General features: G+C 66.5%; 17 protein-coding genes and 1 pseudogene. 12 read left to right on the top strand and 6 right to left on the bottom strand.

All coding sequences use genetic code 11. From position 1 onward, the window contains the following. Nucleotides 1–114: 114 nt before the first annotated feature. Nucleotides 115–1770, bottom strand: a complete 1656-nt coding sequence (locus GGD66_RS01360; RefSeq protein ID WP_183256688.1) for an acetolactate synthase large subunit — start codon at nucleotides 1768–1770, stop codon at nucleotides 115–117. Nucleotides 1771–1973: 203 nt separating this feature from the next. On the opposite strand from GGD66_RS01360, the gene GGD66_RS01355 reads away from it, so the two are divergent. From GGD66_RS01355 to GGD66_RS01325, 7 genes are all read left to right on the top strand, one after another. Then, nucleotides 1974–2339, top strand: coding sequence for an MmcQ/YjbR family DNA-binding protein (locus GGD66_RS01355; protein WP_183256687.1), 366 nt, complete (start codon nucleotides 1974–1976; stop codon nucleotides 2337–2339). A gap of 101 nt (nucleotides 2340–2440) precedes the next feature. Next, entirely contained in the window at nucleotides 2441–3829 is a 1389-nt protein-coding gene (locus GGD66_RS01350) for an SWIM zinc finger family protein (protein WP_183256686.1), read from the top strand. Between the two features lie 58 nt (nucleotides 3830–3887). Then, a complete protein-coding gene (locus GGD66_RS01345) occupies nucleotides 3888–5252 on the top strand; it encodes a DUF5691 domain-containing protein (protein WP_246788754.1) in 1365 nt (454 codons plus the stop codon). Next, on the top strand, nucleotides 5249–6325 hold the full coding sequence (locus GGD66_RS01340; protein WP_018317638.1) for an AAA family ATPase: 1077 nt from the start codon (nucleotides 5249–5251) through the stop codon (nucleotides 6323–6325). The genes GGD66_RS01345 and GGD66_RS01340 overlap by 4 nt, the downstream gene beginning before the upstream one ends. A gap of 14 nt (nucleotides 6326–6339) precedes the next feature. After that, nucleotides 6340–8565, top strand: a complete 2226-nt coding sequence (locus tag GGD66_RS01335; protein WP_183256684.1) for a DUF5682 family protein — start codon at nucleotides 6340–6342, stop codon at nucleotides 8563–8565. Further along, nucleotides 8562–9743, top strand: a complete 1182-nt coding sequence (locus tag GGD66_RS01330; RefSeq protein WP_183237199.1) for a VWA domain-containing protein — start codon at nucleotides 8562–8564, stop codon at nucleotides 9741–9743. Before GGD66_RS01335 ends, GGD66_RS01330 begins: the two co-directional genes overlap by 4 nt. A gap of 65 nt (nucleotides 9744–9808) precedes the next feature. Further along, on the top strand, nucleotides 9809–10681 hold the full coding sequence (locus GGD66_RS01325; protein ID WP_183237200.1) for a bifunctional helix-turn-helix transcriptional regulator/GNAT family N-acetyltransferase: 873 nt from the start codon (nucleotides 9809–9811) through the stop codon (nucleotides 10679–10681). A 15-nt stretch (nucleotides 10682–10696) separates the two neighbouring features. On the opposite strand, the gene GGD66_RS01320 is transcribed toward GGD66_RS01325, so the two are convergent. Then, nucleotides 10697–11422 (bottom strand): SDR family oxidoreductase, encoded by a 726-nt coding sequence (locus GGD66_RS01320; protein ID WP_183256683.1) that lies wholly within the window; start codon nucleotides 11420–11422, stop codon nucleotides 10697–10699. Between the two features lie 104 nt (nucleotides 11423–11526). On the opposite strand from GGD66_RS01320, the gene GGD66_RS01315 reads away from it, so the two are divergent. Further along, complete coding sequence (locus tag GGD66_RS01315; protein ID WP_183256682.1) at nucleotides 11527–12417, top strand: LysR family transcriptional regulator; 891 nt, start codon at nucleotides 11527–11529, stop codon at nucleotides 12415–12417. A gap of 16 nt (nucleotides 12418–12433) precedes the next feature. After that, nucleotides 12434–12820: an ester cyclase gene (locus GGD66_RS01310; RefSeq protein WP_183256681.1), complete on the top strand. Its 387-nt coding sequence runs from the start codon at nucleotides 12434–12436 to the stop codon at nucleotides 12818–12820. A gap of 24 nt (nucleotides 12821–12844) precedes the next feature. On the opposite strand, the gene GGD66_RS01305 is transcribed toward GGD66_RS01310, so the two are convergent. After that, nucleotides 12845–14065: an MFS transporter gene (locus GGD66_RS01305; protein ID WP_183256680.1), complete on the bottom strand. Its 1221-nt coding sequence runs from the start codon at nucleotides 14063–14065 to the stop codon at nucleotides 12845–12847. Between the two features lie 240 nt (nucleotides 14066–14305). On the opposite strand from GGD66_RS01305, the pseudogene GGD66_RS42335 reads away from it, so the two are divergent. Both GGD66_RS42335 and GGD66_RS01295 read left to right on the top strand, forming a co-directional pair. Beyond that, nucleotides 14306–14742, top strand: a pseudogene (locus GGD66_RS42335) (MAPEG family protein). A gap of 17 nt (nucleotides 14743–14759) precedes the next feature. Next, a complete protein-coding gene (locus GGD66_RS01295; RefSeq protein ID WP_092253067.1) occupies nucleotides 14760–15260 on the top strand; it encodes a peptide deformylase in 501 nt (166 codons plus the stop codon). A 273-nt stretch (nucleotides 15261–15533) separates the two neighbouring features. Here the strand turns inward: GGD66_RS01295 and GGD66_RS01290 are convergent, their stop codons facing one another. The 3 genes from GGD66_RS01290 to GGD66_RS01280 form a co-directional block, all read right to left on the bottom strand. Beyond that, nucleotides 15534–15896, bottom strand: coding sequence for a helix-turn-helix transcriptional regulator (locus GGD66_RS01290; protein WP_183256679.1), 363 nt, complete (start codon nucleotides 15894–15896; stop codon nucleotides 15534–15536). After that, complete coding sequence (locus tag GGD66_RS01285) at nucleotides 15896–16558, bottom strand: SRPBCC family protein (protein WP_183256678.1); 663 nt, start codon at nucleotides 16556–16558, stop codon at nucleotides 15896–15898. The genes GGD66_RS01290 and GGD66_RS01285 overlap by 1 nt, the downstream gene beginning before the upstream one ends. Before the next feature lie 98 nt (nucleotides 16559–16656). Continuing rightward, nucleotides 16657–17910: a serine hydrolase gene (locus GGD66_RS01280; RefSeq protein WP_183256677.1), complete on the bottom strand. Its 1254-nt coding sequence runs from the start codon at nucleotides 17908–17910 to the stop codon at nucleotides 16657–16659. Nucleotides 17911–17985: 75 nt separating this feature from the next. Here GGD66_RS01280 and GGD66_RS01275 point away from each other — a divergent pair, with 75 nt between their 5' ends. Continuing rightward, nucleotides 17986–18540, top strand: a complete 555-nt coding sequence (locus tag GGD66_RS01275; RefSeq protein ID WP_183256676.1) for a YdeI family protein — start codon at nucleotides 17986–17988, stop codon at nucleotides 18538–18540. Nucleotides 18541–18551: the final 11 nt, after the last annotated feature.

Here is an 18551-nt window from a genome sequence, read left to right as displayed (position 1 = left end):
GCTCTTGTTGGGAGATTTTGGCGGGAGGGTCCTTGGCGCCTGCCAATATATCGTGTCACGATATATATCAAGGAATGGCTGGTATGATCCTCCGGGCAAATGTCGGCCGGAGCGCTACCTCTCGCGCGCCCGCAGCTCGTCTACGAGCACCCGCACGTTCTCCGAATAGTCGATCGGGATCACGACCAGATGCACGCCGCCCTCTTTGAAAGCGGTATCCAGCGTCGGGCCAAAGCTGTCGATGCTCTCGATCCGATGCCCCTTCGCCCCGTAGGCCTTCGCGTAGAGGACGAAATCGGGATTGCCAAAGGTCATGCCGTAATCGGCGAAATGATCGACGGCCTGCTTCCAGCGGATCATGCCGTAGGCATTGTCCTCCAGCACCAGCACGACCAAATTGAGCTTGAGGCGGACGGCGGTCTCCATTTCCTGGCTGTTCATCATGAAGCCGCCGTCGCCGGCGACCGCGAGCACGCGGCGGTCGGGATAGAGCATCGCGGCCATCATCGCCGACGGCAGCCCGGCGCCCATGGTCGCCAGCGCATTGTCGAGCAGCAGCGTGTTGGCGACGCGGGTCCGGTAGTTGCGCGCGAACCAGATCTTGTACATGCCGTTGTCGAGCGCGACGATGCCGTTCTCCGGGATGACCTGGCGGATGTCGTGCACGATCCGCTGCGGCGTCGGCGGCCAGCGCGCCTCGGTGGCGCGGTCGGCGATGTGGCCAAGAATCTGCTCACGCAACGGCAGCAGCGCCGCAGCCTGCGGCAGCTTGCCTTCGAGCCGGTCTGCGAGCAGCTCCAGGCTGGGGCCGACGTCGCCAATGACCTCCGCGTCGGGAAAATAGACCAGCTCGACGCTGGCCGATGTGTAGCTGACGTGAATGACCTTCGGCCCTGAGGGCCCCATGATGAAAGGCGGCTTCTCGACGGGGTCGTGACCGATCGCAATGATCAGGTCGGCGCCATCGATCGCGTCATGAACGTAGTCGCGTTCGGACAGAGCGGCGGTCCCCATGTAGAGATTGGTGCCGCCTGGCACGGTGCCCTTGCCCATCTGCGTGGTGAAGAACGGAATGCCGGTCCGCCGCACGAAGCTGGCGATACCGTGGGTCGCGCGCGGCCGGCTGGTCGCGGCGCCCATCATGACCAGCGGATGTCTCGCCGACAGAATCATCTCGGCGGCACGGTCGAGCGCGGCGCGATGGGCGACTGGGATTTCGATCGGATGGACCGGGATCACGGGGACATCAGGCACTTCGTCACCCGCGATGTCCTCGGGCAATTCAAGATGCACCGGCCCCGGCCGCTCCTCCATCGCGACGCGAAAGGCATCGCGCACCACGGTCGGAATGCTGGAGGCGCTGACGATCTGCCGCGACAGTTTGGTCAGCGGCTTCATGGTCGCGACCACGTCCACGATCTGGAAGCGCGCCTGACGGCTGCTCATGATCGGCTTCTGGCCGGTGATCAGGATCATCGGCATCGCGCCGAGATGCGCATAGGCCGCGCCCGTTGACAGATTGAGCGCGCCGGGCCCGAGCGTCGAGAGGCAAACGCCGGGCTTGCCGGTCAACCGCCCATGCGTGGCGGCCATGAAGGCGGCAGCCTGCTCGTGACGGGTCAGGACCAGCTCGATCTTGGAGGTGCGCAGCGATTCCACGAGATCGAGATTCTCTTCGCCGGGAACGCCGAAGATGCGGTCGACGCCTTCGTTCTCAAGCGCCGCGACAAACAGATCCGATCCCTTCACCTTGCGCTCCTGTCCGCTCATGTCGCCTCCGCTTGTGCTCGCTCCCGTGTTCCACGGCAGTTAGCACATGGTAGCGGCCTGCGGCGCCGGCACAACTCACAAAGGGCGGCACACGGCATCAACTTCGCCATCACCGTGCGAACCGAGCGAAACAATCGAACTTCTTCCGCGCGGCCGCCAGCATCCACGTTGCAAGCCGCGCGCAACCTGCTATCGCTCCGGCAATGACACCCAAATCCTTCGAAACCCGCTGCCTGCGCCTGCCCGCCGTCACCAAGGTGGTGCAGTGGGAGGGCACCTCCGTCTTCAAGGTCGGCGGCAAGATGTTCGCGCTCGGCGGCGGCTTTGCCGCGCGCTCCGGCGGCTACATGTTCAAGGTCTCGGACATGGTCTATGCCATGCTGATCGAGCACGGCCTGGCCCGGCCTGCGCCGTATTTGGCGCGCGCCAAATGGGTGCAACTCGTCAGCAACAACGCCCTACCCGATGCTGAGCTCACCCTGTATCTGGCGCAGGCGCACGCGCTGATCGCGGCAAAGCTGACGCGGAAGACACGCAAGGAACTCGGCCTCGCCTCACCAGGGCAATGATGACCATTCCCGCGTGCAGCACACGGATCGCTCGCGGCGACATTGAGCTTTCATTGTTCCCCGTTATACTGCCGGTTCTGGATTCGATTTAGGACATCGGCGTGGCGATTGATCTGAAGGCGGTCGAGCAACTCGCTACCGATCAATCCTCGCTCAAGGCCGCCGCCGGCCTTGCCAAGCCCGCCAAATGGTCTGGTGTCGGCACGAGCCGTGATGCCGCGCTGATCTGGGGCGAATGCGCGGGCTCCGGCGCCAATCCGTACCGCGTGATGGCCGATCTGCGCGACCTCGGCAACAAGTGCACCTGCCCCTCACGCAAATTCCCCTGCAAGCACGTGCTCGGCCTGTTGTGGCTGAATGCGGAAGCGGTCGTGCCGTTCACACCCGCCGACACGCCGGCCTGGGTCAGCGATTGGCTCGGCCGCCGGCGCGGCTCGTCCGCGGCAAAGCCTGCGACCAATGCGCCGCCCGGCGGCGACAAGGATCTGGGTGCCGCGCGCGCCGCCGAGCCTGAGGTCGCAGACGACCCGAAGGACGTGGCGCGGCGCGAGGCCCAGGCAGCCAAACGTAATGAGGAGACCGAGCGCGCCATTTTCGATGCGCTGGATGCACTCGAGCAATGGATCGGCGATCAGCTTCGCATGGGATTATCAGGCTTCATCGATGATGCCACGGCGCGATGCCGGCGGATCGCGGCGCGGCTTGTCGATGGCAAGGCCGCGGTGCTCGCCGGCCGGATCGACGAGCTGCCGTCCCGCCTCCTCGCGCTCTCCGCAGGCGACCGCCCGCGCGGCGCCGTGGTCGAGCTCGGCAAACTTGTTCTGCTCGCGCGCGCCTTCCGCGCCACCCCGCGCAATACAGAGATCCGGCGCGCGGTCGCCGCCTCGGAGACCCGCGAGACGGTGCTGGTCGATCCAGATGCGCTACGGGTCGATGCGGATTGGGAGGTTCTTGCCGAGCAGGTGCAGACGCGCCGCGACGGCTTGGTATCGCAGACCACATGGCTGCTCAACCTCGCCGCGGCCGGTCCACGCTTCGCTATGCTGCTGGATTTTTTCCCGGCCAGCGCGGGAAGGCGCGGTTCAGTCTTCACGCCCGGCGAGCGCTTTCACGGCGAGCTCGTCTTCTATCCGTCGGCGCAGCCGCTTCGCGCTTTGCTCGTCCGGCGCGACGCCGCGCACGAGATGCCGGCGCCGGCATGGCCCGCGCCGGATGACACACTCTCCGAGGCGTTGACACGACCGTTGCTGGCAGAGCCCTGGATGATCGACATTCCGCTGCTGCTGCCGCAGGGGCGCATCGCGCGCGACGCTGCCGGACACACATGGTGGCGATCGGCCGATGGCCTTGCGACGCTGCCGGTCGCCTCCGAAGTCAACGGCATTCTGTGCGGCACCGATCTCACGCGCACCGCTGCGATCTGGTCGGGCAATCGGCTCGCGATCCTCGCCGCGCAGACCCCTTGGGGGCGGATCGGCGGCCATGACTGAGGCGACAAGGGCCGAAGCAATCTTTGATGCCATGAGCGCAGTCCTGACGCGCTGGACCATGGGATCGGCGGCCGTGCCCGCAGCCAATTTCTGGCGTACCGAACTCGGCGATGATCCCGCCGAAGCGGAATTGCGGCTGCTTGCGCTTTCAGGCCAGTTTCTCGGCACCTCGGTGACAATGGAGCCGGCCTCGGTGCTCCGCGTCCTGCCCGATATCCCGACGCTTGCATTGCCGACGGTGCCCGAACAGCTGCGTCCACTCGTGCGCCGGATCCTCGCGGCGAAGAAGCAGGCGCAGGCCGGGACCGAACTCGTCCACTTCCTCGCGGCGCGCGGCTGGACAACCCATCCAGCCGACTGGATGCCCGCCGCTGACGACGATGACGCACCCGATATCTATGCCACCTGGCGCGACTGGGCAGCGCTTGCAAACTCCGACGGCGCCGCGCGGCAGCAGACCAGCGACGATCTCACCGCCGAGAACTGGGACGATTTCTGGCCCGCTGCGCGAAAGGCGGCACTGGCCGAACTTAGGCGGCGCGACCCGTCCGCTGCACGCGCGGTGCTCGAGGCCAAGCTCGCGAGCGAGACTGCCGACGCACGCTTGCGCCTCCTGTTGCTGCTGTCGGAGCGGCTATCCGACGACGACGTCGCCTTTCTCGAACGCATCGCGACTGATGATCGCGCCCCCAAGGTCAAGGCGCTTGCGGCCTCGCTGCTCGCGCGTCTTGGCCGAGGCCCTGCGGCCGGCGAGGACGTCGCCGAACTTGCCCGCTTCTTTTCGGTCAAGACCAAGGGGATTCTGCGCCGCTCGCGCGTGATCCAGGCCGAACCACTCAAGACACCAGCGCAAGTGCAACGCCGCAAGGCGCTGTTCGACGGCGCCGACCTCGCCTCGTTTTCCGCAGCGCTGGGGCTTGCGCCGCAGGATCTGATCGCCGCCTGGGACTGGACCGTGGACCACGCCGCCGACATGTCACTGATCAACCTGATCGTCGCAACCGGGACGGATGCGCTGGTCACGCAAGCGGCGGATACCATCGGCGAACGCGATGCCGCCGGCCTCGTTACCGCGCTCGCGCCGCGACTTGCGCCCGCCGAACGCACAAGGCATGCCGAGGCGGCGCTGCGCACCCACGGCATCAGCTTCGAACTGGCCCAACAACTAGCAGGCGCAGCGGCACGGCTGGACGATCCGCTCTCCGCGCCCGCCGGCAAGACCCTGCTCGCCGAGCTTCAGCGCGATGACGCGAGGCCCGGCGATCAGGTCTCGGAGCTTCACGCGCTGGGCCTCATCGCCTCGCGCGACGGCGCGCAACGATCACTGCAACGACTGACGGCTGTGGGCCTGCTGCAGGGCGACCCGCGCCTCGACATGCTGCGGCTCAACGCCGCGTTGGACGACAACGGAGCGAAACCATGAGCGAGAAACTGCGCTTGCCCGCCGAGGATAGCTATGCCGCCGAGTTGAAGGCGCTTGCCGCGGGCGACGGGCATCGTCCGCCGGGCTGGGCACTCTCGCCGCGGCAGGTCGTGACCTACCTCATGGGCGGCAAGGCCGCCGACGGAAGCGTGATCACGCCGAAATATGTCGGAGACAAGCGGCTGATCGAGACCGCGGTTGCGACCCTTGCGACCGATCGCGCATTATTGCTGCTGGGCGTGCCGGGCACCGCCAAATCGTGGGTGTCCGAGCATCTCGCCGCGGGCATCACCGGCGACTCCACACTCGTAATCCAGTGCACGGCGGGGACCGACGAGAACCAGATCCGCTACGGCTGGAACTATGCCCAATTGCTCGCACACGGGCCGAGCCGCGAGGCGCTGGTCCCCACCCCGCTGATGCGTGCCATGGAGAGCGGCAAGCTCTGCCGTTTCGAGGAACTGACGCGGATGGGCAGCGACGTGCAGGACACGCTGATCACCGTGCTGTCCGAAAAGATGATGCCGGTCCCGGAGCTCAACACTGCCGTCTATGCCCAGCGCGGCTTCAACATCATCGCCACCGCCAATAACCGCGACAAGGGCGTCAACGAATTGTCCTCCGCGCTCAAGCGCCGCTTCAACGTCGTCGTGCTGCCCCTGCCCGACAGCGCCGAGGAGGAAGTGGCGATCATCGTCAAGCGGGTCGGCGAGATGGCGCAGAACCTCGATTTGCCGGCACCGAAGAACGTCGCCGACGAGGTCGCGCGCGTGGTCTCGATCTTCCGTGAGCTGCGTTCGGGTTCGACCGAGGACGGCAAGGTCGCGCTGAAGTCGCCCTCGGGCGGGCTGTCGACAGCCGAAGCGATCGCGGTGATGGTCGGCGGCATCAGCCAGGCGACCTTCTTCAACGACGGCAAGCTGACACCGGAAACGCTCGCCAGCAACATGATCGGCGCGGTCGTGAAGGATCCGGTGCAGGATACGGCCGTGCTCGGCGAATATCTCGAAACCGTGCTGAAGAAGCGGCGCGGTTTCGAAGGCTATTATGCTTCGCTGACCGACCTGATCTGACGGCACGGCGCCCGATGGCAGGCCAGGTCTCTCTGTTCGGCATCCGGCATCACGGCCCCGGATCGGCGCGGCGGCTGGTGGAAGCGCTCGACGCGCTGAAGCCCGCCGCAGTGCTGATCGAGGGCCCGGCGGATGCATCCGAGCTGCTGCCGATGCTCGCCGACCCTGACATGGTGACGCCGGTGGCCTTGCTCACCTACGCCGAGGACAATCCGGCCAACGCCAGCTTCTTTCCCTTTGCCGACTATTCACCGGAATACCAGGCCGCACGCTGGGCAGTGCGCCACGGCGCGACCCTGCGCTTCATCGACCTGCCGGCGTCGGACCGGCTGGGTGCCACCGACGGTGACATTGCGGAGGAAATTGCGGCAAGGGCCGAGGCCGATCCAATCAGCCACGACCCGATCGGGGCGCTCGCGACCGCCGCAGGCTATGATGACGGCGAGTCCTGGTGGTCCGACGTCATCGAGGAGAACCCCGCGACGGGGCCGGTGTTCGCAGCCGTCGCCGACGCGATGACGGCGCTGCGCGCGGACGAAAAATCGCTGTCGGCCCGCGAGGCCGCGCGCGAAGCTCATATGCGGATCGAGATCGCGAAGGCGGCAAAGGAATACGACGGCGCCATCGCGGTCGTCTGCGGCGCCTGGCACGTGCCGGCGCTCGCCGAACGTCGCAGCCTCGCCGCGGATCGGGAATTGCTCAAGGGCCGGCCCAAGACGAAGATCAAGGCGACCTGGGCGCCTTGGACCGCGCCGCGCCTGGCGCGCGCGAGCGGCTATGGCGCGGGCGTGGTGGCGCCGGGATGGTGCGCACATGTCTGGGACACGCGCGATCGCGATCGTGCCGCGGAGTGGCTTGCCAAGGCGACGCGCGTGCTGCGCGATCGCGGTCACTTCGTCTCGACCGCTTCGGTGATCGAGGCGCAGCGGCTGGGCACGGCGCTTGCGGCGCTGCGCGGCCGCCCGGCAGCGGGTTTCGCGGAGCTGCGCGAGGCGGCGATCGCCTGCCTGTGCAACGGCGAACGCGCCATGTGGGACGACATTTCGGCCGAGTTGCTGATCGGCGCAGGTGTCGGCGCGATCCCGGCGGCGACACCGCTCGCGCCGCTGCTCGAAGATCTCCAGCGCCAGCAGAAGGCGACGCGGCTCAAGCCGGAGGCGCTCGATCGACCGCTGACGCTCGATCTGCGCAGCGAAAGCGGGCTGATGCGCTCCACGCTGCTGCACCGGCTGAACGCGCTCGACGTGCCCTGGGGACGGCTGACCGATGCGGGGCGCAGCCGCGGGACGTTTCGCGAGAACTGGCAGCTGCGCTGGGAGCCGGAATTCGCAGTCAGGCTCGTGGAGAATCTGCTCTATGGATCGACCATCGCCGAGGCTGCCGGGGGACGCCTGATCGAAGCGATGGGCAAGGAGGCCGAGCTTGCTCCGCTCGCGACGCTGGTGCGCAACGCCATGATCGCCGACCTGTCCCGTGCCACCGCGTTCGGCATCGCGGCCCTGGAGACCAAGGCGGCGCTGACCAGCGACGGACAGTCTCTGCTCGGTGCGCTGCCGCCGATGGCCGACATCCTGCGCTATGGCGAGGCACGCGCCGGCACGGTGGAGCATCTGGCGGTGCTGATGCCGCGCATTGTGGTGCAGGCCGCGCTCGCTTTGCCCTATGCGGCGCGCAATCTGGACGGGCCCGCGGCGGCCAAGCTGCGCGGCGCGCTGCTCGCAGCCGACGCCGCGATCCAGCTTGCCCAGATCGAGCCCGAAATCGTAGCCAGCTGGCGCGACGCGCTGAGCGCGCTGCTGAACGACGATCAGGCGACCCGGTTGATCGCCGGCACCGCGGCACGGCTGCTCTACGAGGCCGAGCTCTTGACGGCCGATCGCGCGGCCGACCTGCTGACGCGGATGCTCTCGCCCGGCACGCCCGTCGCGGAAGCCGCCGGGTTCTTCGAGGGCTTTTTCGAGGGGGCCGGCCAGCGGCTGATCCACGATGCCACGCTGCGCGGCGCCGTCGACGCCTGGTTGATGGCGCTGGACGAGGAAGCCTTCGCCGCCAGCCTGCCGCTGTTCCGCCGCGTGTTCTCGGCGCTGGACCGGACCGAGCGCAGGCGATTGATGGACGCGCTGTTCGCGCGCCGCACCGATGCCGCCAAGGGATATCGGCTGCTCGCCGGCGCAGGCGATATCTGGCCCGCGCATCAGGCCCGCGTGCTCGAGCTTCTTATCCCGGGAGCTGCGCGATGAGTGAAGCCGATGAACGCAGCCGCCGCTGGACGCTCGCCCTCGGCGTTGACGCCGAAGGCGCCGAGGGCGGCCCTGCCCTGTCCGCCAGCGACCGCCGCATGTCCGAGGCGTTGACGGCGCTCTATGGCGACGGCGAGGAGGCACCGAAGAAGGGCCGCGGCGGGCTCGGAGGCTCGGCGCCGCGTGTCGCAAAATGGCTCGGCGACATCAGGGAGTTCTTCCCCGCGCCCGTGGTGCAGGTGATCCAGAAAGACGCCTTCGAGCGCAAGGGCCTGCGCCAGATGCTGCTCGAGCCCGAATTCCTCGCGACCGTCGAGGCGGATGTGGGCCTGATCGCCGATCTGGTCGCGCTGCGCGGCGTGATGCCGGAGAAGACCAAGGACACCGCCCGCATCGTGATCGCCAAGGTGGTGGCCGAGCTGATGGAACGGCTCGAGCGACGCACCGCGGACGCGGTCCGCGGCGCGTTGAATCGCTCGCTGCGCACCCATCGCCCGCGCTTTGCCGACATCGACTGGCCGCGCACCATCAAGGCCAATCTGCGCCATTATCAGGCGGAACATCGCACGGTCGTGCCCGAGCGACTGATCGGCTTCCTGCGCCAGCAGCGTCGCATCGTTGATCTCGACGAGGTCACCCTGTGCGTCGACCAGTCGGGCTCGATGGCAACCTCGGTCGTCTATGCCTCGATCTTCGCGGCGGTGATGGCCTCGCTGCCGGTGGTCGCGACCAAGCTCGTCTGTTTCGACACCGCGATCGTCGACCTCACCGAAGAGCTCGCCGATCCCGTCGAGGTGCTGTTCGGCGTCCAGCTCGGCGGTGGCACCGACATCAACCGCGCCGTCGCCTATTGCGAGGAGCGCATCGAACGGCCGGCGAAAGCGCATCTGATCCTGATCACCGACCTCTATGAGGGCGGCGATGCAGACGCGCTGGTCGACCGGCTGGCGCGGCTCGCAACGCGCGGCATCAACGTGATCGTGCTGCTGGCGCTGACCGACACCGGCCACCCCTCATACAATCCCGCGCTGTCTGCGAAGGTCGCAAGTCTCGGCATTCCCGTGTTCGCCTGCACGCCGGATCAGTTTCCGGATCTGATGGCAACCGCGCTGAAGCGCGAGGATGTTGCTGGTTGGGCCGCCGACCAGGACATCAAGCTGATCCGGCCGGAAACCTAGCATCCAGGCCCTATCAGCTCCCCGCCCGATTGACAGAGCATGATATCTGACTAAAGTCAGACATCATGCTCGACCCCGTTTCCCGCGTTCGCCGCTTCAACCGTGCCGTCACCTCCGCCGTCGGCGCGCTCGATACCTCGTTTCTTGGGCGCGGCCGCCCGCTCGGCGCGGCGCGTGTGCTCAATGCGATCGGGCACGGGCGTTCGGACGTGGCCGATATCCGCGACTATCTCGGCCTGGATTCCGGTCTGATGAGCCGGCTGCTCCGCAGCCTGGAAGAGGACGGTCTGGTCGAGACCGCCGCGCATGAGGACGATGCCCGCCGCCGGGTCGCGACATTGACGCGTGCGGGCCGGCGCGAGTTCGCGGCCTATGAGGCGCTGTCGAACACGCAGGCCGAGGGCTTGCTCGCACAGCATTCGCAGGCTGACGTCCTGCTGGCGGCGATGGACCTGATCGCGTCCGCATTGACGCGCGAGCGTGTTGCGCTGGAGGAGATGGATCCGCGAAGCGAACAAGCGCGCTACTGCCTCGGCGAGTATTATGCCGAGCTCGGCCGCCGCTTCAGCCAAGGCTTCGACGTCTCGCTGTCGCGCGACCCTGACGCCAAGGACATGCGCCGCCCGCGCGGCAGCTTCATCGTCGCGATGTCGGACACGCTGCCGATCGGCTGCGTGGGCCTGAAGGGAACCGATCACGGTTACGCCGAGATCAAGCGGCTGTGGGTGGCGCCCGCCGCGCGCGGGTTGCGGCTCGGCCGGCGCCTGATGGACGCGGCCGAGAACGCCGCGCGCGAGCTCGGCATCACGCTGCTGCGGCTCGACACCAACAGCGCGCTGCCCGAGGCCGGCCAGCTCTACCGCACCACGGGCTGGCGCGAGATCCGTCGCTACAATGACGATCCCTATCCGGACCTGTTTTTCGAGAAGCGCATCTGATGCGGACGGGTATCGTCACCTCGTCCGCGTCGGGCGCACTACGATCTCGTTGACGTCGACGTCATCGGGCTGCTCGATGGCGAATCGCACCGCGCGGGCAATGGCGTCGGGCTGAAGCGCAATCGCCCGATACGTCTTCATGGCATCGGCGGCCACGGGATCGGTGATAGTGCCCGCGAGTTCGCTTTCGACCACGCCGGGATGGATGCAGGTGACGCGGATCTTGTCGTGCTCCCGGCGCAGGCCATCCGAGATCGCCCGCACAGCATATTTGGTGGCGCAGTAGACGGCTGCCGTCGGCGACACGCTCAGCGCTCCGACCGAGGCGATGTTGACGATTTGGCCGGAGCCGCGCGCCACCATCTCCGGCAGCACGGCGGCGATGCCGTAGAGCACGCCCTTGATGTTGACGTCGACCATCCGGTCCCACTCCTCGACCTTGAGCGAGGCCATCAGCGACAGCGGCATCACGCCGGCATTGTTGACGATGACGTCGACACGGCCCCAGACCCCGCGCGCGGGATCCGCAAAGGCGGCAACGCTGGCGCGGTCGGTGACGTCGAGCGGATGCGCGAGCGCCGTTCCGCCCCAACCGTTCAACTCGGCCGCGAGCGCGTTCAAATGGTCGGTGCGCCGCGCGCCGAGCAGAACCTTTGCGCCGGCCGCGGCCAGCTCGCGGGCAATGCCTGCGCCGATTCCGCTGGAGGCACCGGTGATGAGAATGACTTTGTCGATTGGCATGAGGTTCTTCCCGTTGCTTTCGGAGTGATTGCGGGAAGATGGACCGGCGCCATCGCTGTGATAAGACGACGATCCCTAACCACACTGACAAGCTACGCTAACCGATGGAACCAGACCTCAACGCCCTCGCCGTCTTCGCGCTGGTCGCCGAAGAGCGGAATTTCCGCGCCGCCGCCGATCGTCTCGGCGTGACACGCTCGGCGGTGAGCCAGACGATCCGGCGGCTGGAGGAAACGCTCGGCATCGCGCTGGTCCAGCGCACGACGCGCAGCGTCAGCCTGACCGAAGCCGGCGAGCGGCTGCATGCGGAGGTCGCGCCCGCGATCGCGGACATGCGCGCCGCGCTCGACGGCACCGAGGCACTGCGCGGGCGGCCGCGCGGATTGCTGCGCCTCGCCGTCTCCTCGATCGCCGAGCATTTTCTCTCGGGACGTTTCCTTGCAGCCTTCACCGACGCCAACCCGGAAGTGCAGCTCGACATCACAGTGACGGATGCGGAATTCGACATCGTCGCCGCCGGCTATGACGCCGGCGTCCGCCTTGGCGAGGTCATCGAGCAGGACATGATTGCGGTGCCGATCGCCGGCGAGGAACGCCAGCTCGCCGTCTGCGCGCCGGACTTCCGCGACCGCTTCGGCGTGCCCGCTCATCCGTCCGAGTTGGCGTCCTTTCGCTGTATCGGCTGGCGTCCGGCGCCAAACGCTCCGCCCTATCGCTGGGAGTTTGCCGACGGCGGCAAGGAGTTCAGCGTCGCGGTCGCGCCCGAGATCACGACCAACGACATGGCGCTGATGATCAAGCTGGCGGTGGCCGGCGCCGGCATCACCTTCGGCATGGAGGCGAGCTTTCGCCCCGCGATCGCGCGCGGCGAGCTGGTGCCGATCCTGGAGGACTATTGCCCCCGCTTCGCCGGATTCTATCTCTACTACCCGAGCCGCCGCAACATCGCACCAAAGCTGCGCGCGCTGATCGAGCAGCTGCGGCGGCGCGCGTGAACCGGAAGGAGCCCGCATGGAGAGAGAAGAGCTCGCCGGCATCTACCGTGCCTACATCGCCTGCCTGAACCGGCAGGATTGGCCGGCGCTCGGTCAGTTCGTGCATGATGAGGTCGCCCACAATGCGCGGCCGCTCGGGCTCTCCGGCTATCGCGCGATGCTGGAGCAGGATTTTCGGGAGATACCCGACCTGCAATTCCACATCGAGATGCTCATCATCGATCCACCCCGCATCGCGACACGACTGAAGTTCGATTGCACGCCGGTCGGGACGTTCCTTAGGCTTGCCGTCAACGGAAGGCGCGTGTCGTTTTGCGAGAACGTGTTCTACGAATTCGGCAACGACAAGATCCGGCAGGTCTGGTCGGTGATCGACAAGACCGCGATCGAGGCGCAGCTCTGACCTTGCGGCGCCTCGATGTCGAACCTACGCCGCCGCCGGCGCCACCTCGCCTTGCGGCTTCGCAAACGGCCTGAAATTCATCGCCATCAGGAAGGCACCCAGGCCCATCGCCCAGGAAGCGATGTAGAGCCAGGCGTAGCTGGAGAAGGCGTCGTAGATCAGGCCGCCGGCGAGCGGGCCCGTCGCCATGCCGAGGCTGCCGGCCATCGCCGTGCCGCCGATCACCGTGCCCATCATCCGCAGCGGAAAGTTTTCGCGGATCAGCACGGCATAGAGCGGCATGGTGCCGGCATAGATGAAGCCGAACACGGCGCCGACGGCGTAGAAGGTCGCGAGCTGATGGGCGAAGACGTAGGCGAGCGCGCCGAACGACTGGAGCAGCAGCCCCGAGACCAGCACGCGCTTGGCCCCGAAGCGGTCGCCCATCAGGCCGAACGCGATGCGCCCGCCGAGACCGGCAAAACCCTCGATGCTGTAGATCGTCACCGCCGCGACCAGCGGGATGCCGCAACTCACGGCATAGCTGACGGTGTGGATGATCGGACCGGAATGGGTGGCGCAGCAGAAGAAGTTGGTCGCGAGCAGAATCAGGAATTGCGGCGAGCGCAGCGCCTCGCCCATCGACATTTCGCTCTGCGCGGCCCCCTCGCCTGTCGGTGCGACCGCCGCATTAGTGAGCGCCGGCGGGCGGCGCACCAGGAACGAGACCGGAATCATGATGGCACCGACGACGAGCGCGATGATCTGCATCGAGGTGCGCCAGTCATGGTTCGAGACGAGCCAGGCCGCGAGCGGCGCCATCGTCATCGGCGCCACGCCCATGCCGGCCGACACCAGCGACACGGCAAGGCTGCGATGGGTATCGAACCAGCCGGTCACGGTCGCCATCATCGGCGCGAAGATCGCCGCACAGGAGGCGCCGACCAGAAGGCCGAACACGAACTGGAACACGATCAGGGAGGTCGCATGGCTCGCCGCGAACAGGCTGAGCGCCAGCACCGTCGATCCCGTCAGCACCACCGGCAGCGGCCCGAACCTGTCGGACAGCGTGCCCCAGACCATGCTGGTGAAGGCCATTGCCAGAAAGCCAATCGTCATCGCGCTGGAGATGCCGGTCACCGACCAGCCGGTGTCCTTGGCGATCGGCTGCAAGAACACCGGCAGCGAGAACATGCCGCCGATCGCGACGCAGCCAAGCAGGCCGCCGGCGGCGACGATCACCCAGCGATAGTGGGATTGGGTCATCTTTGTCTCCCGAGATCATCTTGTCTGAGTGGAAGACGAATGGGAACCGCGGCCACCGACAGCATCACGGAAGTTTTTACGGGAGCCACCAACAAAAATCGCGAAAACAACCCCATGCACAGTAGCCGGCCCCTGCGGGATCAAGGACTTAACGGGCGCATGAAACGAGCTGCCGGTGGCTCTCGACGGCAAGCCGCGATTTGACTCGTCGGGCAAAACACCGGCATCCCGGCAGCACTCATGGTAGCCAGGACAGCATTGAAAGAGGACACAATGGGGATCAGCTTCGAAGCGTGCATGCTGGCGGCCGCGATCGTTTGGGGCTTTGTCCAACTCGTTGCGGCCGCACAGGCTGCAAACGTGCAGTACGGCCTCAAATGGGCTGCGAGCCCGCGCGATATCGAGATGCCGCCGCTCAATCCCGTCCCCGGCCGCATCAACCGGAATTTCCGCAACTACATGGAGACATTTCCGTTCTTTGCGGCCGCGACCTCATCGCTCTCGTTGCAGGCGTTCACAACGGGCTGACCTATTGGGGATCGATCGCCTATCTCGGCGGACGCATCGGCTACACCGTGCTTTACATCTCCGGCATCCCCCTCATCCGCTCACTGTTCTGGAACATCGCCAGCTTTGGCATGCTTGGCGTCCTGGTCGCCCCTTTCGTGGCGCGTTGAAGCGGCGGGATCCGATCGTGACCATCCGTCCCATCATCCGCTATCCCGACCGCCGGCTGGCAATGCCGGCACGCCCCGTCACCGCATTCGACGACGGCTTGCGCGAGCTGGCGGCGGACCTGCTGGAGACCATGCGTGCTGCGCCCGGCATCGGCATCACCGCGCCGCATATCGGCGTGCCCTTGCGCCTCGTCGTGCTCGAGCTCGACGCCAGGGACGGCCCCCTCACCTACGTCAATCCGGTCATTGAATGGGCTTCACCCGAGATGATCCAGCACCGCGAAGGCAGCGTCTCGATGCCGGGGGTCAACGACGAGGTACAGCGCCACGCGCGCGTGCGGATCAGCTATCACGATCTCGACGGCAACGCGCAAAGCGAGGACTCGGAGGGCTTGCGCGCCGTGTGCCACCAGCACGAGATCGATCAGCTCGACGGCCTGTTCTGGATCCAGCGGCTGTCGCGGCTGAAGCGGGAACGGCTGGTGAAGAAGTACGAGAAGATGGCGCGGAATTCGTAATGGTTGCGCTGCTCGCTCGCGCGGCGGCTATGGCGTGTAAGCCGGTTACTGCGACCTCGGCGCACGCCTCGTCCTTCGAGACGACCGCGGAGCCTGTCATCGGGCCGCGCCTTGCGCGGACCCGGTGGCGGTCCCTCAGGATGAGGCTAATCGGCATGGGTGCCCGTTGAAACGAGCGTAACGCATTCGGTCCTCATCCTGAGGGCCCGCCAATGGCGGGCGTCTCGAAGGATGGCCAAGGGCGAAGTGGCTTCCACTCCGCGCATCGCGTGTTCACGCCCTCTTGCCACCCCGCTTGGTGATGGGCGCGTGACGACGCTCGCGCTTGCCGCGCGCGATCTCGGTTGCCAGCGCGTCGAGCTTCGGCTCCCAGAAATTCCGGAACTGGCCGATCCACGCATCCACCGCGCGCAGCCCGGCGACGTCGACCGAATAGAGGCGCCTTTGCGCCTCCGCCCGAACCGTCGCAAAGCCACTCTCGCGCAGCACCTTGAGGTGCTGCGAGACCGCCGCCTGGGTGATGCCGAACTCGGCGCCGATCGCGTCGACGACCTCACCGGACGCCATTTCGGTTTGGCCGAGCAGCTCGAGGATGCGGCGGCGCACGGGATCGGCGAGGACCTCGAAGATTTGCATCAGCTTCCTGCGCCGGGATGAGCGATGTCGGGCGGCATCTCGCCGCGATAGAACGCGATGGTGCGATCCGAGCGCTGCTTCGCCTCATCAGGTTCGACCCCGCTTGCGACATGCGCCGCGCGCCAAAACTCGCCGCTGCTCGTCATGAAGTCCTTGCCCTCCGGCGATGCCATCCATGCCTCGGCCGTCTCATGGTCGACCGATGCGCCGGTCGCAACATATCGCTCCAGTCCCGCGAGGGCGAGATCCCAACCGATTCCCACCGCACCAGGGCCGAACTGATTCCAATGATCCTCGATGATCGCAATGTGCTCAAGCGTCAAACGCGCCTGACCTCGTTCGGCCGCCAGCCTGACGTCGATCCAGCTCACCGCACCTGCAAATTCCCACGTCGCTGCAAAATGCGTCGGCGGCGTGCACGCCGTGATGGTGCCGCCGGCATTGCCCTTGAGCTGGTAGCGTCCGCCGAGCTCGAGGTCGCCCTCGACGGCCAAGAACCAGCGCGGAATGCGTTCCCTGCTGGTCACGGCGTCCCAGAGATCGTCGACATCGGTGTCATAGAGCCGCGTCAAGGTCACGGCACTCGCGGGCTTGCCGTCTTTCTCGAAGTTGCGCACCGAACGCGTGACAAGCCCCAACACCCTGGCGACGTCGATCTGCATGGCATTCCTCCCGATCATTGCGGTCGAGGAGGAATACCGGCCATCGCTAATATAAGTCAACCCTTATATTTGAGAAGCTGCGTCGGCGGTGCGACGCCCTACCCGCCCGCCATCAGCGCCTTCGCCAGCGTCATGTAGGCTGGCAGCGTGACGGGGTCGTTGGCGGCGTTGCCGGCCATGGGATGCGAGGCGTAGCGCGCGATCACCATCTCTGCCCTGGGATCGATGTAGATGCCCTGGCCGTGGACGCCGCGCGCCATGTAGGCGCCGTGGGCGTTGTGGCTGACCCACCATTGATTGCGATAGGACGCGCCCGGCAGCGTGGTGTAGCCGGCCGGCTTGAACTTTTCGGGGTCGCCGCCGCGCGCGATGTCCTCGACCACCCTCAGCGGCACGATCTGGCGGCCGTTGAAGCGGCCGTGATTGCGCATGGTCTCGCCGAAGCGGGCGAGATCGCGCAGTGTCGTGGAGAGACCGCCCCCGCCGCTCTCGGTGCCGATGCGGTCGACGTGATAATGCGCGTCCTCCTCCGCACCCATCGGCTGCCAGATGCGCTCGGAGAGCAGATCGGACAGCGTCATGCCGCTGGCGCGCCTGACGATCCAGGCCAGCACGTCGGTGTTGACGGTCTTGTAGGCAAAGGCCTTGCCGTGCTCGCCCTGCTTCTTCTGCGCGACGAGAAAGTCAAAGATCGTGGTCGCGCCTTCGTAATCCGGCGGGATCGGCGCCATGCCGTTGGCGCGCCGCAGGCCCCACACATCCGAATTCTTGTCGGTATAGACCTCGGTGTAGAGCAGCCCCGTGGTCATATCCATGACCTCGTGCACCCGCGCGTCGGCGAACGCGCTCGCCTTCAGCTCCGGCACATACTCCGTCACGGGCGCCTGCGGATCGATCTTGCCCTCCGCGACCAGCATGCCCGCAAGCACGCCGGTGAACGACTTCGTCACCGACATCGCGATATGCGGCTTGTGCGGCTTCAATGCGCCAAAGTAGCGCTCATAGATCAGCCTGCCCCGATGCAGCACGGCGATGCCGTCGGTGTAGGTCTCCTCCAGCATTTTTGCGAACGTCATGGGCCGCCCGTCCATCGTGGTCGAGGCGACCGCGCCGATGTCGTGGTCCTGGCGCGGCAGCACCGACGCCGGCCCCGCCCCGCGCCAGACGTTCACCGTCGGCACCAACTGGCGGATGTTGCTCCAGGCCCAGCGCAGCTCTGGGAAGCTGCGGAACGAGCCGTCCTGGAATGTGATGGTGCGGTCGGGGGCCGGCGGGAAGCCCTGCATCCAGCCCAGGGTTTCGGGGTCGGTGGCGGGTGCGGGCTGCTGGCTGGCGGTGGCGGGAACTGACATGAACACTTGCTCCGGAGGCGATGGATCGTCGTATCATCAGACGGCGTGGTGCAACAACGGAGGTGCAGCTTGGAGATGGCGTATCGAGAGCGGTGGCAGGCCGAGATTGCCGAGCTGCAAGCGATCCTGTCCGGGTTCGACTTGAAAGAGGAGCGGAAGTGGGGAAAGCCCTGCTACACTCTGGATGGGAAAAACGTCGTCATCATCCAGGACTTCAAGGAATATTGCGCATTGGGCTTCTTCCAGGGTGCGCTGCTGAAGGACCCGAAGAAGCTGCTGGTGCAGCTCGGGCAGGTTCAGGCCGGCCGGGTGATGAAGTTCACCGGCGTCGAGGAGATCGCAGCGAAGACATCCACCATCAAGGCCTATTTGCGCGAGGCCATGGCGGCGGCGAAGGCCGAACTGAAGGTCGAGACGAAACCCCGGGAGTTACCCGTCCCTGACGAGCTAAAAGACAAGTTCCGCAAAGACCCGAAGTTCAAGCGCGCGTTCGAGGCGCTGACGCCGGGCCGGCAACGGGGATATTTGTTTCACTTCACCGGCGCGAAGCAATCCGCGACGAGGACTGCGCGGATCGAGAGGGCGATGCCTGCGATCTTCGAAGGACGAGGGTTTCAGGAGCGGCGATAGATCGAAGACCG

It is taken from the genome of Bradyrhizobium sp. CIR48 (genome assembly GCF_014198315.1).
Lineage (GTDB): Bacteria > Pseudomonadota > Alphaproteobacteria > Rhizobiales > Xanthobacteraceae > Bradyrhizobium.
Note: the sequence above shows the minus strand (reverse complement) of the source record. Positions and strands in the feature narration are given on the sequence as shown.

Coding starts and splice junctions, on each gene's coding strand:
- GGD66_RS01360 (WP_183256688.1), bottom strand. CDS start 1,770: ATGAGCGGACAGGAGCGCAAGGTGAAGGGATCGGATCTGTTTGTCGCG.
- GGD66_RS01355 (WP_183256687.1), top strand. CDS start 1,974: ATGACACCCAAATCCTTCGAAACCCGCTGCCTGCGCCTGCCCGCCGTC.
- GGD66_RS01345 (WP_246788754.1), top strand. CDS start 3,888: ATGGGATCGGCGGCCGTGCCCGCAGCCAATTTCTGGCGTACCGAACTC.
- GGD66_RS01340 (WP_018317638.1), top strand. CDS start 5,249: ATGAGCGAGAAACTGCGCTTGCCCGCCGAGGATAGCTATGCCGCCGAG.
- GGD66_RS01335 (WP_183256684.1), top strand. CDS start 6,340: ATGGCAGGCCAGGTCTCTCTGTTCGGCATCCGGCATCACGGCCCCGGA.
- GGD66_RS01330 (WP_183237199.1), top strand. CDS start 8,562: ATGAGTGAAGCCGATGAACGCAGCCGCCGCTGGACGCTCGCCCTCGGC.
- GGD66_RS01325 (WP_183237200.1), top strand. CDS start 9,809: ATGCTCGACCCCGTTTCCCGCGTTCGCCGCTTCAACCGTGCCGTCACC.
- GGD66_RS01320 (WP_183256683.1), bottom strand. CDS start 11,422: ATGCCAATCGACAAAGTCATTCTCATCACCGGTGCCTCCAGCGGAATC.
- GGD66_RS01315 (WP_183256682.1), top strand. CDS start 11,527: ATGGAACCAGACCTCAACGCCCTCGCCGTCTTCGCGCTGGTCGCCGAA.
- GGD66_RS01310 (WP_183256681.1), top strand. CDS start 12,434: ATGGAGAGAGAAGAGCTCGCCGGCATCTACCGTGCCTACATCGCCTGC.
- GGD66_RS01305 (WP_183256680.1), bottom strand. CDS start 14,065: ATGACCCAATCCCACTATCGCTGGGTGATCGTCGCCGCCGGCGGCCTG.
- GGD66_RS01290 (WP_183256679.1), bottom strand. CDS start 15,896: ATGCAAATCTTCGAGGTCCTCGCCGATCCCGTGCGCCGCCGCATCCTC.
- GGD66_RS01285 (WP_183256678.1), bottom strand. CDS start 16,558: ATGCAGATCGACGTCGCCAGGGTGTTGGGGCTTGTCACGCGTTCGGTG.
- GGD66_RS01280 (WP_183256677.1), bottom strand. CDS start 17,910: ATGTCAGTTCCCGCCACCGCCAGCCAGCAGCCCGCACCCGCCACCGAC.
- GGD66_RS01275 (WP_183256676.1), top strand. CDS start 17,986: ATGGCGTATCGAGAGCGGTGGCAGGCCGAGATTGCCGAGCTGCAAGCG.